The following is a 14,524-nucleotide window of genomic DNA, read 5'->3' as shown; positions in this document are numbered from 1 at the left end:
GGGGTTGCCATGTTTTTCCTGAGAATGATCGACACATCCATCAGCCGCCAACTCAAATCCCGCTCCCTGATCTGTCTGACCGTGGCCCTGGCCGCGGCGGTCAGCGTCGCCATGCTGGGAATCGTCTACGACGTGGGAGACAAACTGACCACGGAATTGTCCACTTACGGGTCCAACATCACCGTCCGTCCCCGGTCCGACGCCCTCGTGGCCGACCTCTACGGATCCAGCGCGGCCAACACCCCCTCCTCGGCGACGACGGATCCGGCCTCCTTCCTCAAGGAATCCGACCTGCAGAAGATCAAAACCATCTTCTGGGCTTACAACATCACCAATTTCGCCCCCCAACTCAACGTCCACCTGACCGCCACCAACGAGACCAGCAGCCAGAAGGCCGACCGCGTGCCGGTGGTCGGCACCTGGTTCGCCAAAGACCTGAAGATCTCCACCGGGGAGCACACCTGGGCCGGTCTCCAAGGCGGCATGCGGTCCTGGTGGAAGATCCAGGGGCGCTGGGCCCGGGACGGGTCGGCCGAGGCCATGGTCGGCTCGGCCTTGGCCCGCGACCTGAACCTCTCCCTCGGCGATACGGTCTCTTTGACTCCGCCTGCCCGTTCGACCGCCTCCCGACAGCCTTTGAAGGTGACCGTGGTGGGAATCTACCAGTCCCATGATGACGACGACAAGGCCCTCATGACCTCGTCCGACCTCCTGCAAGGCCTGACCGGTCTGGCCGATTCGGTCGACTTCGTGGAAGTCAAGGCTTTGACGACCCCGGAGAACGACCTGGCCCGCAAGGCGGCCAAGAACCCGGATGCACTCTCCCAGGACGAATGGGAGACCTGGTATTGCACCGCCTACCCCTCCTCCATCGCCTATCAGATCGAAGAGGCCCTGCCCGGGTCGGTGGCCAAACAGGTACGTCAGGTGGCCGCCTTGGAAGGCACGGTTCTGCAGAAAACCCGAGCGGTCATGATCGTCATGACCATCCTCACTCTGGTGGCGGCCGCCATCGCCGTGGCCAACCTCATGTCGGCGGCCTTGGGGCAGAGGACTTCGGAATTCGCCCTCCTGAAGGCCTTGGGGGCCAAGAACTCCGAGGTGGCCCGCCTGATCCTGGCGGAGACCGGCCAGCTGGCCTTCCTCGGGGCCCTCGTCGGCTCGATGGTCGGCTTGGGCCTGTCCCAGCTGGTGGAAAGACTGGTCTTCCACGCCAACGTGGCCGTGCGTCCCATGGTCTTCGCCCTCGTGGCCGCCTTGCTGGCCCTGACCATCCTTCTGGCATCAGTCTCCGCCTTGCGGCAGACCTTGCGTCTTCAGCCGGCCCAAGTCCTCCATGACAGGTAGATCGACCATGACGAACAGACGCAGGATGAATACGAATCGACACCAAAGAGGGGCCTTCATGTTTTTCTGGACCATGCTTTTCAGCTCCGTTTTCCGCCGGCGCTCGCGGGCGATCATGGTGGTCGTCTCCTGCCTGGTCGGAGCGGCCACCTTCTTCACCCTCCTGTCGGTCTGCCTCCTGGTTCCTCGTCAGATGACCCAGGAATTGCAGTCCTACGGGGCCAATCTGATCGTCAAATCCAACGGGACCGGACGGACAGCCAAGGGGATAGCCCCGGACCTGGTCGAACACACCACCTCCATGATCACCGGCCACGGGGAAAGCGCCACCTGGGCCGGCTACCGCTATGAGACCGTCCGCATCCATTCGGCCTCCTACCAAGTTGCCGGGATGGACGTGACCCGCACCCGTCAGCTCAACAAATACTGGAGCCTGCAGGGATCCTGGCCCCGGGGCAAGGACCAGATCCTGGTGGGGACGGACGTGGCCAAGACCCTATCCGTGACCGTCGGGAACACGCTCAAAATTAGCTACCGGGCCCCGTCCGGCAAAGACCAAGGCGGCAAAAATCAGGCCAGCTCCTCCTTGGACGCCCCAGAGGTCTCGAACTCTTCGAACGCCAACGAGGGGAAGGCCTTTTCCATAGCCGGCATCGTCGATACCGGCGGAGCCGAAGACTCCATGATCTACATGACCCTCCCCGCTCTGACTTTCCTCACCGGCAGCGAGCGCGGCCTCGACCTGCTGGAATACTCCACCTCCGCCCAGGGGGACTCCCTGGACCGAGTGACGGCCAGTATCAATGAGATGACCTCCATGAACGTCACCGCCCAGAAGGTGGCGAAGATCTCCACGGCCAACAGTTCCATCATCGCCATGCTGACCACCCTTTTCTGGATCATCTCCCTGGTCGTCCTCATCCTGACCATCGTGGGCGTCTCCACCACCATGACCTCCCTGGTCTCCCAAAGACGCAGCGAAATCGGCCTGCGGAAGGCCTTGGGGGCGGACAGCAAAAGCATAGCCCGGGAGTTCTTCTCCGAATCCGCCTTGTACGGATTGATCGGAGGGGTCCTAGGAATCGGCGTCGGCTATGCCGTCTCGCTGAGCCTGACCCGGGCCGTCTTCCAAAGGACCATAGGCTTCGACCTACCCCTGGCCTTGGTCTGCCTGCTGGCCAGTCTGCTCGTGGCCATAGTCGCTTCGGCCCTGCCGGTGAAACGGGCCACGCAGATAGACCCTGCCGTCGTCCTCAGGGATGAGTGAGGCCCTATGAATGAGAATGGATTTTCAGACGACCAAAAGACCAAGCCGGCGGTCCAAAGGCCAGGCTCGCAATCCGATCCCTGGCAGCCCGCTCACCCATCGACATCCAACATCCACCAAGAAAGGCCCATCATGGCTGATAAGAAGAACCCCCAGCAAAACCTGGTCCTGCAGCTCAAACATGTGTCCAAGATCTACGGGGACCTCAAGGCCCTGGATGACCTGAGTCTGGACGTCCCTACAGGCCAATGGCTCTCCATCGTCGGGTCTTCGGGCTCCGGCAAGACCACCCTCATGAACATCATCGGTTGCCTGGACCAGCCCAGCAAGGGGGAGGTCCTTCTGGAAGGGCATGATGTGGCTGACCTGGACCAATCCCAGCTGGCCGACGTCCGTAAGAACGTCATCGGCCTGGTTTTCCAGAAGTTCTACCTGGTCCCGCATCTGACGGCGGTGGAAAACGTCATGGTGGCCCAGTACTACCATTCGGTCGTGGACGAAAAGGAGGCCCTGGCCGCCTTGGGTCGGGTGGGCCTGACCGACCGGTCCCACCACCTGCCCAAGGAGCTTTCCGGAGGCGAACAGCAACGGGTCTGCATCGCCCGGGCCCTCATCAATCAGCCTCGACTGGTCTTGGCGGATGAGCCGACCGGAAACCTGGATGAGGCCAATGAGGAAATCGTCCTGGATATTTTCCGCCAGCTCCACCAGCAGGGGACCAGCCTGATCGTGGTCACCCATGACCCCTACGTGGCCTCCTGCGGGCAGAGGGAGATCCGTCTCAACCATGGGGAATTGGTCGGAGAGAAGTGGAACGGCTAGGATGAACCCTATGAACCATTCGAAGAACCAAGACGCCCGGAAGGCGACAGCCCTGGCCGCCGTCGGAATCCTGATGGCCGCCCCCCTCCTCACGGCCTGCGGGGAAAGCCGGGCCGTCCCCGCCCAGGACGACTTCGCCGGGGTCAGCGAGGAATCCTCCTCCCCCGCGTCAGGCTCAGGCCAGTCGACCGCCTCAGCCGCCCCCCGGTCAGACCCGAACCGGTCCCTGCCGACCGACAGCGGCAAGTACAAAGACGGACGGTTCGCCTCCAAAGCCATCTACGGGCCGGCCAGCGAAGACTCCATCGACGTGTCCGTCACCGTTTCCGGGCAAAAGGTGGCCGATGTAACGGTCACCCCTCATCCGGCGACCCCGGTATCGAAAAAATACCAAACGGGTTTCATCAAGGAAATCAAGGGTACCATAGTGGGTAAGCCTCTGAAGGATTTGAAGGTGACCAAGGTGGCCGGAGCCAGCTGGACGTCGGACGCCTTCAACAAGGCTTTGGATGTGGTCCGTCAGGAGGCCTCGGTCACGGGGCAAACCGGCGACTGAGCGTTAACGGAATCGATTTCACTTCAGGCAAGGATACGAAGAGGATGCAAGGACAGTATCAGAATCAAAGCCAGAGCCCGACAGGGCCGCAGCAACAGCAGCAGCAAGGGATACAACAGTTTGGGATGCCGCAACAGCAGCCCGGCTCACAGCTGCCCGCCGCTCAAGGGGTCTATCAGCCCATGGGCCAACCTTACCCTCCCTTGGCTTTCCCTCATCCATATCTGCCCATCCCCCGGCCCCGCAAGCGCCGGGACCCCAATCGTCTCCCCGGCGACCGGGCCTTCTTCCATGTCACCGACGCCGCCTCTTACCTGCGCAGCGTGGCCGGCTACCAATGGTGGCGGCCGCTCCTGACCCTTTTCGTGGCCTTGGGCTGGATCGCGGTATGCGAAGGCCTTTCCGTCTGCCTGCTGGGAGTGGTCTCCTTCGCTTACCTCTTCCCCTTCCTCATCCAAGGCGGAAACTCCTACCACACCTTTGTCAGCAGCATTCCCGCCGACCCAACCAACTGGATATCCATCCTCATCAATTTCGGCTTCACCGCCCTCACCTTCCTCCCCCCGGTCATCATCACCTGCCTCCTGGTCGACGGACGCCCCATCAGCACAGTCACCAATCGATACGGGGGCATGCGATGGAAGCTGCTGGCCAAATCCATGCTGCTGGCCTCCGCCTTCCTGGCTGTGGAGACGATTTCCCTGCCTCTTCTGACGTCCAAACCGTACCCGGTCCATCGCTCCGGTCAGGCCGTCGTCCTGTCCTTGGTCATCATCCTGACCGTCATCCCCCTGCAGTGCGCGGCCGAGGAATACGTCTTCCGCGGCCTTCTCCTGCAAGCTTTCGGCCGTTGGATCCAACCCCGCTTCGCCTGGCTGATCCCTATCATCCCCGCTTTCATGTTCGGCATGGGGCATAGCCAGTACGACCTCCTAGGCCGCTTGGACGTGACCTGCATGGGACTTATCGCCGGCTACCTGGTCCTTTTCACGGGAGGATTGGAGACGGGCATCGCCTTGCATACGGCCAATAACGCTTTCATCTTCATTGCCTACCTCTGCGGCCTGTCCGATCCGACCTCAGGCTCCAAAGGCTCATCCTTCAGCCAAAAGGCCAGCAGCGTCGCCATCACGGTCACCGTAGAGATCCTTTACGCCTTGACCGTTCTGGCCGTCGGCCAATGGCGCCATTGGTTCGACTACAAACCCGTCGTCCCTCCCTACCGGTTGGATTCTTATCGGATTCCGGCCGGGCCTGCGGTGGCTGTCCTGCCGGATCAGAGGAGCTAAAGGGCGAGGCGGGTCCAGCCTTCCCGCGCCTGAAATCTGAAATAGCGTCTTGCCCGTATGATGAAGACTATGGTTAAAAAAGGTCCCACTAAAGGTTCAGGCGGCAAGCACCGCAACAAACTTCGCGGCCACGGTCCCACTCCCAAGGCCGAAGACCGCGTCTATCACAAGGCTTTCCGCGAGCGCCGGGCGGCGGATAAACGGCGGGCGGCGGACCCGCGTCTGGCAGCCCGTCGCCGGGTGGACCGTTTCACTTCCGACAGCGACGAGTTTGTGATTGGCCGCAATTCCGTTTTGGAGGCCTTGCGCGCCCATGTCCCGGCCAGCGTCCTTTATGTTCTGAACCGCATCGAACATGACGACCGGACCAGGGAGATCATCCGTCTAGCCGGCTTGGAAGGGTTGAAAATCCTGGAAGCCGACCGCCTGGAGATGGACCGGATCGCCCGCACCGACCACCATCAAGGGGTGATCATCAAGGCCGCCCCTTACCAGTACCATACCTTGCAGGAGCTGGCCGATAAGGCCGAGGCCAAAGCTTCCGCCATGAAGGCCGCCTCCCCCGCCGCCCGAGCCTTGGCCCAGCCCCTTTTCATCGCCTTGGATGGGGTCACCGACCCGCAGAATCTGGGCGCCGTCATCCGCTCAGCCGCCGCTTTCGGAGCTAACGGGGTCATCATCCCTGAACGTCGGTCCGCTTCCGTGACCGCCTCCGCCTGGAAGGTGTCCGCCGGAGCCGCCGCCCATCTGCCTGTGGCCCGGGTGGTCAACCTGACCAAAGCCATCGAAAGCCTGAAAGAACGCGGCTACTACTCGATCGATCTTGACGGAGGCGGCACCGCCACCGTGGGCGAAAGCGGCTTCGAGTCCGATCCGCTGATCGTCGTTTTGGGCTCCGAAGGCAAAGGAATCAGCCGCCTGGTCCGGGAGCAATGCGACTCCATCGTCTCCATCCCCATGACTTCCTTGGTGGAATCGCTCAACGCCTCCGTGGCCGCCGGCATCGCCCTCTTCAGCGTGCATCAGGCCCGGGCCCGGAAGGAGTAAACGCCGCCAGGCAGAGTGCTCCGTGAAGCCTTGATGAACTTCACTTGATTTCACTGATGCTGAGAAAAATCACGCAGCGCCTTCCCAATCTCCTGAGAAAATTGAGGTAAGGCGCTTCTTCTTAGGATTCCTAAGTACTCATTAATATCCACAGGAGGCTTTTTGTAAGAGTTCATCAAATCCCATGCGATAGTCGCGACTTCGCTATGATGCAAATCAAGTAAATCACACAAAAAGCAATCCGGATCTTTGATCTCAATTTGGTAGGGACGATACGAGGACTCGGGGAAATCCTTGAGATTAAAGGTTACGAGTGTATACGCTGGCGAAGCCACAGCGGCAGCCAAGATATGCCTGTCATTAGGGTCGCAAGTCATCATTGAGGTCAAACTTTCATAGTTCGTTACGCAGGCGTCAGGAAAACAGCCTTCCATGGTCGCGATGCGCTTTGAAACCTGCTTTTCTCCAATCCTTGGCTCAAGTACCCTTTCCAATTCTTCCAATACCCCGCGGAACCAATACGGTTGGAACATCCCCGCTTCGGCCAAGCGAAGGGTTAAATCGCAAACCGTCTCGCCATACAAAGCGCATGTATCAAAGAAAACTGGAAAGGGCACGGCTAACTCCGATGAATAAGAGGATTGTCTTCCGTCTTATGAGGGTCTTCCTCACCGGATAAATCGCGAAAAGCACGCATAGCTTGTTCATGGCGCTTCTTTTTATAACTTAAAAGATCGGAAAGCATGACCCGCCGATGCCGTCCTACCGTGCTAAAGGGAATTCCGCCGGATTCGAGGATTTTAACAAAAGTAGGACGGGATATCCCGAGAAGATCCGCAGACTCTTGAGTCGTAAGCTGACGGTCAGCGGGAATCAAGATGACAGGCATATTCTTCGCCATCTTCCCTGTGACATCAAGAAGGATCTTCGCGAGATTTTTAGTGAGAGGATAGGATTCCGTGTCGGAAATTTGGAGGCGAGGCATATCCTCTTCACGGACGATTTGATCAAACCGTTCGTGTTCTTCGATTTCCTGATTCTCAATTTGCAGGGCGCGCTTTATCTCCGCATACCGCTCCCGATCTTTCGGATCCGGGATATAGGTTGTTTCTTGGGAAATTCCACTCTCAGACATATCCCACCACGCTCCACTCATAAATGACCATTAAATGAATCCATCGGAAATTCGAGATTACCTAGGGTAATCAGTATACCACTTATTCGAAATATTCGAAAGAGCGTGCTCTGAATTCCTGCTCAGCTGGCCCAGACGGCGGCGTCGGGATCGTCCTCCGGATTGTAGCCTGATTCGCCGAACCCCCCGTCTCCGTACGTGTCAGCGTCATCGAAGACGCCTGAGTCCTGGTCTTCGGTGATGGCTTTCATCACCTGGGTGTCGATCTTGTAATCCGACAGGTGTTCGTCGATGTAGCTTTGCACGGCCACGCCCATGGGCACGTCATGTCCGGCCTGCTCGGCCAGATACCAGCGGTGGGTCAGGACTTCATGGAAGAACTGGGCCGGCTCGATCTCGTTGCGGTATTCAGGCGGTATCATACGGACGGTCGGCTCGAAGACCTCGCGCATCCAATCCGTGGCCACGATTTCGATCGGCTCATCCTGCCGCCAGGTGGAGGCCCGGTAAGCATCCAGATCGTTCAAAAGCCGGGAAGCCTGGTTCTCCTGCACATCCAGGCCCGTCAACCGCAGGAGCTTGCGGGAGGCGTAACCGGCGTCCACCACGCGCGGCCGCACATGCACATAGGCCCCGTCCGCGTCGGCGTTGACTTCCAGCTCATCCACGTAGAAGCCCAGTTCATTGAGCTTGTTGACCCGTTTTTCGATCTTCCACATTTCGTCCGGGGTGAAGGTATCGGTCCCGGTCAGGGCCTCCCATAGGGAATGGTAGCGTTCGACCAGGCGGTTGCCCGTTTCCACTTCGTCCACTTCGCTGGGCAGGAGGACGCCGGCCTGGAGGTCCATCAGTTCCCCGATGATGTTGGTCCGGGCCAGGTCGATGTCGTACTCACGCTGCCCATCGGTCAATTTGGCGTAAAGCGCTCCGGTCTCCGCGTCCACCAGGACGGCGGTGAAGGAGTCGGCGTCCCGCATGAAGAGCACGTTGGAAAGGGAGACGTCACCCCAGTAGAAACCTTGCAGATGCAGGCGGACCATGAGGACGGCCAAGGCGTCGATCAGCCGGGCGGCCGTGTCCACCCGGATGTTCCGGGCGAAGAGGGCCCGGTAAGGCAAGGAGAATTTCTGCTGTTTGGTCACCAGGATGGCTTCCAAAGGCTGCCCTTCGGAATCATGACGACCGGCCACCACCGCCACCGGCTTGACGGCGGGCAGGTCCAGCTTTTCCAAGCTGCGCAGAAGTTCGTATTCGCGCTGGGCCACCTGCCAGTTGATTTCCTTCATGGCCATGATGTCATCGCCCACGCGGACGAAACGGACCACGTGGCGGGAGATTCCTCGGGGCAGGTTCACCAGCAGGTCTTCCGGCCATTGGGCCAGGGGAAGGTACCAAGGCATGGTGAACATGCGGGGGTTGGCGGTGGCCGCGGTGATCGTCAGCGCTTGGGGCTCGGTGGCGGCCCGGCTTTTGTCGTCGTCCACATCGGCCGCCTTGCCGGAGGCATCGACGATGGCGCCGCCGGTCTTCACTGAGGTGGCATTACGCAAACGGGGGTCCAAAGAACTAGTCATGCTTTCATTCTAACTTCGCGAGGGGAAAGAAAGGCCCCGGCTGGCAATCCAGTCGAGGCCTTTCTTGATATTTATCTGTTCTTCATCACCATGCGAAAGGAGACGAGGAAAAAATCGGTGTCTTCCTAGTCAAGATCCTAGTTCAGGCGCAGCTCGGTGGCCGGGGAGAACAGGTGCATCTTGATGGGATCGATGTGGATGCGGACAGTGTCGCCGACCTTGGGGAGCTGACGGGGGTTCACGCGAACGGTGGTCATCTTGTTCTGGTCGGACATCATGGTCTCGGAGGCGGAAGCCTCGTCACCGGTCACGATGTTGCCATAGATGTAGCCGTCGGAACCGAGGTCTTCCACGTTCAGGACCTTGAGCTTGAAGGCGTCGGGATCCGCATCGGCAGCCAGAGTGGCGTCTTCAGGACGGAAGCCGAGGACGATCTTGCCGCCGTCCTCAGGGGTGAGCTTGGAGACGACTTCGGTCGGCAGAGTGATGGTGTCATCGCCGATTTTGGCCTTGCCATCCACCACGGGGTGGGTGTTGATGTTCATGGAAGGAGATCCGATGAAACCTGCCACGAAGACGTTGGCGGGGCGATCATAGAGCTCGGTGGGGGCGCCGACTTGCTGGAGGACGCCCAGCTTGATGACGGCGATGCGGTCGCCCATGGTCAGGGCTTCGGTCTGATCGTGGGTCACGTAGAGGGTGGTGACGCCCAGCTGACGCTGCAAAGCGGCGATCTGGGTACGGGTCTGCACGCGGAGCTTGGCGTCCAAGTTGGACAAAGGCTCATCCATGAGGAAGACCTTCGGCTTGCGGACGATTGCGCGACCCATGGCCACGCGCTGACGCTGACCACCGGATAGGGCCTTCGGCTTACGGTCCAGGTACTCGGTCAGGTCGAGGATTTTGGCCGCTTCCTCGACGCGCTGACGGATTTCAGCCTTGGGGGTACCGGCGATCTTCAAAGCGAAGCCCATGTTGTCAGCCACGGTCATATGAGGATACAGAGCATAGTTTTGGAAAACCATGGCGATGTCGCGATCCTTCGGCTGCATGTTGGTGACGTCGGTATCACCGATCAGGATACGGCCCTTATTGACTTCCTCCAGGCCGGCCAGCATACGAAGAGTCGTAGACTTACCGCAACCAGAGGGACCAACCAGGACGAGGAACTCGCCATCCTTGATGTCAAGGTTCAAATCATCGACAGATGGCTCGGTGTTACCCGGATAAATTCGGGTCACATGTTCAAATTTTACTTCTGCCATAACTATCCTTTCATGGGCGGTACGTGCCCAACGATCCGTTGTGAGAGGTTTATTTTTCTTGTTATGACCATAGACATACTCGTCAACCTTGTCGGAGCACGCCGCTGGTCCGTGGTTCGGGAAACTCTTCCTTGAGCCATGTAACTTAACTATACACATCCCATAGGATAAAGACAGGCATTTCGCCGTCGGACTTATTCCTCACCTATCCCTCCCCCACCGCCCTTTCCTTCCTTCTCTTTAGAATGGAATCATTATGACTGACCTCAATGCATTCAATCTGGAACCCGGAGCCAGGGTGGGTGGCTATAACCTCTTGTCCCGCTTAGGGGGAGGGGCCATGGGGACCGTGTGGCGCGTCAAGGACGACGGCGGTCAGATCTATGCCATGAAGATCCTGCGCGACTCTTTCGCGGAGGCCGATAACGCCCAGCCCGATTCGCAGGAGGCCAGGGAAAGGGCGACGGCCCGGGAACGCTTTCATCGGGAAGGCTTGGCCCTGCAGAAGATCCGTCATACCGGGGTCTGCCAGATCGTGGACATGGAGCTGGACGACTCTTTGGCTTTCCTGGTCACCGAGTTGGTCGATGGCCTCAACCTGCGCGACGACGTCAAAGAGAACGGCCCTTATATAGGTCAGGATCTGGCCCGTCTGGCTGAAAAGCTGATCGACGCCGTGGACGCCGTCCATGCGGCTGGGATCATCCACCGGGACATCAAGCCCACCAACGTCATGATTTCCGCCCGCGGCCCTGTTTTGGTCGATTTCGGCATCGCCATGGGAGAAGGCGAATCCCATGTGACCAGGACCGGCCTGGTCATGGGGACTCCCGGCTTCATAGCCCCGGAAATCATAGAAGGGGCCGAATCCGACGAGGCGACCGACTGGTGGTCCGTCGCCAGCGTGATCGGTTTCGCCGCCATGGGGAAGCCGATATATGGGGCCAAGCCCATGATGGCCGTCTTGGAAAGGGAAGCGGCCGGAAACGCCAATCTGGCCGGCCTGCCTCCCCGCACGACTTATATGCTCCGCCAGGCTTTGGATCCCGATAGGCTGAAACGCTGTTCCGCCCAGGAGCTCCTCCATGCCATCCAGATGGATGCGGCCAGCGGGGCTTGGGATGAAGCCGAGGGCCCGGTGGTGCCCCCTTTTCACAGTGACGCCGCCAAGGCCTTAAAGACAAGCCCCCGATGGCTCTGGACCGATCCCCTTCCTTCCTTGGAAGACCTGGAAAAAGAGGAAAAGGAAGGGGACGATGAGGAAGGGGACGATACAGAAAGGGAGAATGAAGAGGACGAGCCCTCCGATGCGCAGACAGCCGTCTTGTCCTCCTCGGCCCTGCCTGGCTCCACCCGGATCATGCCCGCCCAAGCCTGGCCAAGGATGACGATGCACGGCGATGATGAGGACACCGGTGACGAGGATTCCACGGCCGACTGTGATGACGCAGGCAGCGAGACCAGTGATACCAGTGAGACTGGCGAAACCGAGCCGCTCCTGACCGCGACCCGGATCATGCCCGCGGCCGCCCCCCTCGGCCGGACGACGCCGACTACGCAAGTGATGCCTGTAAACCAAGCGATGCCAGCAATGTCCCAGACGCAGGTGATGCCCCCCATCCCATGGCAGCCTCTGCCCTTCATCCCGGCGGCTGCCGCCAACCAAACGCAGGCCCCTGACCAGCCTTCGGTCGTTCCCGCCGATTCCGTCCTCTACTGGTATCGCCGGCATAGCCTGCTCCCCCTTATCCTTACGACCATCCCCCTGACCTTCTTCGCCATGGCCGCCCCCCTGGTGACCTTCTTCCTGGCCATCCTCCTTTTCTGGGTCTTCGCCGCCATCGGCTACAACGCCCAGGCCCGGGAGAGAAGGCGGGGGAAGAAGGGCAACGTCTTCACGAAATCAGACTCCGCCATCACCGGCCTGGCCTTTCCCCTGCGCCTGCTGAAAGCGATCCCCGCCGCCTTGGGAGCCGGGGTCATCATGGGGATCATCTGGAGCGCCTTCCTCCTGCTGATAGTCCTCCTCATCAGATCGGCGGGCGGCGGCAGTCACGTCCACGCGACCATCAGCCTCTTCTCCACCACCTTCTCCGTCCCCCTGCCCAGCGGGGACCTGACTTCCCCCGAAACCATCGCCCTCGGTCTGTCTTTCGCCTTCTCCTGGATGTGCGGGCTGCTCAGTCACACGGCGACCATGGTCCGGGTGGGGTTCGGATCCACCCGGACGGCCAAGATTCCGGGGTATCCCCGCGGCGAAGGCCTGGCTCCCAAAACGGTCGCGGCCTTGTTCTGCCTGGTCGCTTTGATTTTCCTCACCGTCAGCTATTGCGCATCCGGCTTCCTCAACTGGACTCCCCTCCCTGTCAGCTATTAGGCTATGAGGTTATTGAGGGGGAAAGCCGATGAAAAGCGGCAAGGTTAGGAAAAGCTAGTATAATCGGGCGCAGTCAATGGTCTTATGGCGATTTCGCGCCGAAACGAAGGAAAACATATGGCACAAGGTACACAGCCCAATCGCAGGAACTCCCGCCGTAAACGGATGGAAGAGGAAGCCTTGCAGGACCGCCTCCAGCAGGAAAAGGAGGAGCGGGAACGCAGGCAGCAGACCATCATCGGCTCCGTGGCCGTCGCCATTGTCGTCGTGATCGCCTTAGTCATCGGGGGACTGTGGCTCCATAGTCACCTGCAGAAGCGGGCGGACAGCCTGGAGTCCCAAAAGGCGGCCGCCTACCAGGCTGTCCAGGCGGTAAAAGAGAAGCCTTCCTCGGCCACCGCGGAAGGAGGGTTCGTCTTCTCCAAGGATGGAGTGGGTGATTCCCTTTCCTCCGTGCCGACCGTGGAAGACTACATGGACTTCATCTGCCCCGCCTGCGGGACCGTCAACCGCGGACTGGATGCCACCCTGATCAGCTTGGTTAACTCAGGACAGATCAATCTGGAGGTCCACCCCGAGGGCTTCCTGGACGCGTCCTCCACCGATGAGTACTCCACCCGGGCCGCCGCTGCCGTCGTCTACGTGATCGAGAACGACCCCAACCATGCCTTGCAATTCATCGCCGCCCTTTTCTCTCAGAAGAATCAGCCGGCTGAGGCCAGCGGTTACAAACCGGTTTCCAACGAACAGATCCGGAAGATCGCCCTTTCCGCCGGGGTCGATTCCACCGTCGCCGCTGCCTGCACCAAAGGCACCTACATCCCCTGGGTCAAGGCCATGGCCAAGTACACCCCCCTGCGTAAAGAGCTGTGGAACCACACTCTCACCAGCGGGGAAGGCATGACTACCCCCACCTTCCGTATCAATAAGAATTACTGGCGTTTCAACGACTACGAGCATGGATCGGACTGGAAGGGGAACTTCCTGACCGCCATCGGTCTCACGGCCCAGCAGGTGGGGACCTCGGCCAAGCCGACCATCGGCGAAAAAGGAGCCCCGATCTACCCCGCTTCGCGACCCGCCGGCACCGGCTCAGGCTCAACCGGCTCCAAGTAAAGAAAGGCTCTCCGATTCTCCGAGGTTGATTAGCTTCTCCAGATCCCCTCGGCTTCTCTCGATCGCCAACAGCCACCAACAGTCGCCAATTCAAGGGAAAACCGACCCTGGGTCCTTGTGGTTATCCATAAGTTCAGCTAATCTTTACTGTGTCAATCTTCCCGGGAAATCCCACGGATTCCCGAAAGATTCTGCCTCCTTAGCTCAGCTGGTAGAGCAGCTGATTTGTAATCAGCAGGTCGTCGGTCCGAAGCCGGCAGGAGGCTCCACAAAGAATCCCACTTCTTCAGGGCTCCCCCAACGCCGCCGACGACCACCGGGACATGCCCGGGTATGACACACGTGGTACACAAGTCGACAACCCTCATTCCGTCAACGACGATGACCTGATCCACAAGCTGCATGATGCCGGAATCCAAGCGGTGCGATACGTAGACGAAACCGTCAAGTTCATCCGCCATCCTTATCTCGACTTGGGCCACTGTCTTCATACCCAACCCGGCGGTGATTTCATCAAGAACCCCGAAACGCGCCCGATGGGCGAAGAACCGGGCCAGGAGAATCCGCTGCTTCTCCCCACCCGATAAGGAGGAAAGAGCGTTGTCGATCTCATAGTCGAGTCCGCGTTCCTTGACCCAGTCCCCGATCTGCGCCTTGTCACAAGCCTCAAGAACTACGCTGTCAGGAAGGGAGCTATCAAACAAGGTCACATTATCGCGGATGGAAGTA

General features: G+C 59.7%; 12 protein-coding genes, 1 tRNA gene and 2 pseudogenes. 10 read left to right on the top strand and 5 right to left on the bottom strand.

The features are described from left to right. Window positions 1–9: 9 nt before the first annotated feature. The 6 genes and pseudogenes from PSDT_RS00190 to rlmB all read left to right on the top strand — a co-directional run bounded on the left by PSDT_RS00190 (window position 10) and on the right by rlmB (window position 6,328). The gene (locus PSDT_RS00190) at window positions 10–1,347 is read left to right on the top strand and encodes an ABC transporter permease (protein ID WP_006290830.1); all 1,338 of its coding nucleotides are present in this window, start codon (window positions 10–12) and stop codon (window positions 1,345–1,347) included. 58 nt (window positions 1,348–1,405) lie between these two features. After that, window positions 1,406–2,614 carry an ABC transporter permease gene (locus PSDT_RS00185; protein ID WP_006291355.1) on the top strand — a complete coding sequence of 403 codons (1,209 nt, stop codon included), beginning with the start codon at window positions 1,406–1,408 and terminating at the stop codon, window positions 2,612–2,614. A gap of 132 nt (window positions 2,615–2,746) precedes the next feature. Continuing rightward, a pseudogene (locus tag PSDT_RS00180) lies at window positions 2,747–3,430 on the top strand (ABC transporter ATP-binding protein); the annotation flags it as partial. A gap of 16 nt (window positions 3,431–3,446) precedes the next feature. Next, on the top strand, window positions 3,447–3,992 hold the full coding sequence (locus PSDT_RS00175) for an FMN-binding protein (protein WP_006290832.1): 546 nt from the start codon (window positions 3,447–3,449) through the stop codon (window positions 3,990–3,992). Between the two features lie 125 nt (window positions 3,993–4,117). Next, window positions 4,118–5,281: a CPBP family intramembrane glutamic endopeptidase gene (locus tag PSDT_RS00170; RefSeq protein WP_006288427.1), complete on the top strand. Its 1,164-nt coding sequence runs from the start codon at window positions 4,118–4,120 to the stop codon at window positions 5,279–5,281. Window positions 5,282–5,350: 69 nt separating this feature from the next. Further along, window positions 5,351–6,328: a 23S rRNA (guanosine(2251)-2'-O)-methyltransferase RlmB gene (gene rlmB, locus PSDT_RS00165; protein ID WP_036737499.1), complete on the top strand. Its 978-nt coding sequence runs from the start codon at window positions 5,351–5,353 to the stop codon at window positions 6,326–6,328. A gap of 50 nt (window positions 6,329–6,378) precedes the next feature. Here the strand turns inward: rlmB and PSDT_RS00160 are convergent, their stop codons facing one another. From PSDT_RS00160 to PSDT_RS00145, 4 genes are all read right to left on the bottom strand, one after another. Then, complete coding sequence (locus tag PSDT_RS00160) at window positions 6,379–6,945, bottom strand: PIN domain-containing protein (protein ID WP_006288428.1); 567 nt, start codon at window positions 6,943–6,945, stop codon at window positions 6,379–6,381. A 2-nt stretch (window positions 6,946–6,947) separates the two neighbouring features. Then, window positions 6,948–7,463: an excisionase family DNA-binding protein gene (locus PSDT_RS00155; protein ID WP_006288430.1), complete on the bottom strand. Its 516-nt coding sequence runs from the start codon at window positions 7,461–7,463 to the stop codon at window positions 6,948–6,950. Window positions 7,464–7,585: 122 nt separating this feature from the next. Beyond that, on the bottom strand, window positions 7,586–9,037 hold the full coding sequence (locus tag PSDT_RS00150; RefSeq protein WP_006288431.1) for a DUF4032 domain-containing protein: 1,452 nt from the start codon (window positions 9,035–9,037) through the stop codon (window positions 7,586–7,588). Between the two features lie 137 nt (window positions 9,038–9,174). Further along, window positions 9,175–10,302 (bottom strand): ABC transporter ATP-binding protein, encoded by a 1,128-nt coding sequence (locus PSDT_RS00145; RefSeq protein WP_006288432.1) that lies wholly within the window; start codon window positions 10,300–10,302, stop codon window positions 9,175–9,177. A gap of 256 nt (window positions 10,303–10,558) precedes the next feature. Between PSDT_RS00145 and PSDT_RS00140 the strand changes: the two genes are divergently transcribed. The 4 genes from PSDT_RS00140 (at window position 10,559) to PSDT_RS07870 (ending at window position 14,382) form a co-directional block, all read left to right on the top strand. Beyond that, window positions 10,559–12,679, top strand: coding sequence for a serine/threonine-protein kinase (locus tag PSDT_RS00140; protein ID WP_006288433.1), 2,121 nt, complete (start codon window positions 10,559–10,561; stop codon window positions 12,677–12,679). 117 nt (window positions 12,680–12,796) lie between these two features. After that, window positions 12,797–13,795, top strand: a complete 999-nt coding sequence (locus tag PSDT_RS00135) for a DsbA family protein (protein ID WP_006288434.1) — start codon at window positions 12,797–12,799, stop codon at window positions 13,793–13,795. 193 nt (window positions 13,796–13,988) lie between these two features. Continuing rightward, a tRNA-Thr gene (locus PSDT_RS00130) sits at window positions 13,989–14,064 on the top strand. A gap of 54 nt (window positions 14,065–14,118) precedes the next feature. Beyond that, the gene (locus PSDT_RS07870; RefSeq protein WP_036737501.1) at window positions 14,119–14,382 is read left to right on the top strand and encodes a hypothetical protein; all 264 of its coding nucleotides are present in this window, start codon (window positions 14,119–14,121) and stop codon (window positions 14,380–14,382) included. Here the strand turns inward: PSDT_RS07870 and PSDT_RS08710 are convergent. Further along, window positions 14,356–14,505 (bottom strand): annotated as a pseudogene (locus tag PSDT_RS08710) (hypothetical protein); the annotation flags it as partial. The gene PSDT_RS07870 and the pseudogene PSDT_RS08710 sit on opposite strands and share 27 nt — an antisense overlap. Window positions 14,506–14,524 lie beyond the last annotated feature (19 nt).

This window comes from Parascardovia denticolens DSM 10105 = JCM 12538, from assembly GCF_001042675.1.
GTDB lineage: Bacteria > Actinomycetota > Actinomycetes > Actinomycetales > Bifidobacteriaceae > Scardovia > Scardovia denticolens.
Note: the sequence above shows the minus strand (reverse complement) of the source record. Positions and strands in the feature narration are given on the sequence as shown.

Coding starts and splice junctions, on each gene's coding strand:
- PSDT_RS00190 (WP_006290830.1), top strand. CDS start 10: ATGTTTTTCCTGAGAATGATCGACACATCCATCAGCCGCCAACTCAAA.
- PSDT_RS00185 (WP_006291355.1), top strand. CDS start 1,406: ATGTTTTTCTGGACCATGCTTTTCAGCTCCGTTTTCCGCCGGCGCTCG.
- PSDT_RS00175 (WP_006290832.1), top strand. CDS start 3,447: ATGAACCATTCGAAGAACCAAGACGCCCGGAAGGCGACAGCCCTGGCC.
- PSDT_RS00170 (WP_006288427.1), top strand. CDS start 4,118: ATGCCGCAACAGCAGCCCGGCTCACAGCTGCCCGCCGCTCAAGGGGTC.
- rlmB (WP_036737499.1), top strand. CDS start 5,351: ATGGTTAAAAAAGGTCCCACTAAAGGTTCAGGCGGCAAGCACCGCAAC.
- PSDT_RS00155 (WP_006288430.1), bottom strand. CDS start 7,463: ATGTCTGAGAGTGGAATTTCCCAAGAAACAACCTATATCCCGGATCCG.
- PSDT_RS00150 (WP_006288431.1), bottom strand. CDS start 9,037: ATGACTAGTTCTTTGGACCCCCGTTTGCGTAATGCCACCTCAGTGAAG.
- PSDT_RS00145 (WP_006288432.1), bottom strand. CDS start 10,302: ATGGCAGAAGTAAAATTTGAACATGTGACCCGAATTTATCCGGGTAAC.
- PSDT_RS00140 (WP_006288433.1), top strand. CDS start 10,559: ATGACTGACCTCAATGCATTCAATCTGGAACCCGGAGCCAGGGTGGGT.
- PSDT_RS00135 (WP_006288434.1), top strand. CDS start 12,797: ATGGCACAAGGTACACAGCCCAATCGCAGGAACTCCCGCCGTAAACGG.
- PSDT_RS07870 (WP_036737501.1), top strand. CDS start 14,119: ATGCCCGGGTATGACACACGTGGTACACAAGTCGACAACCCTCATTCC.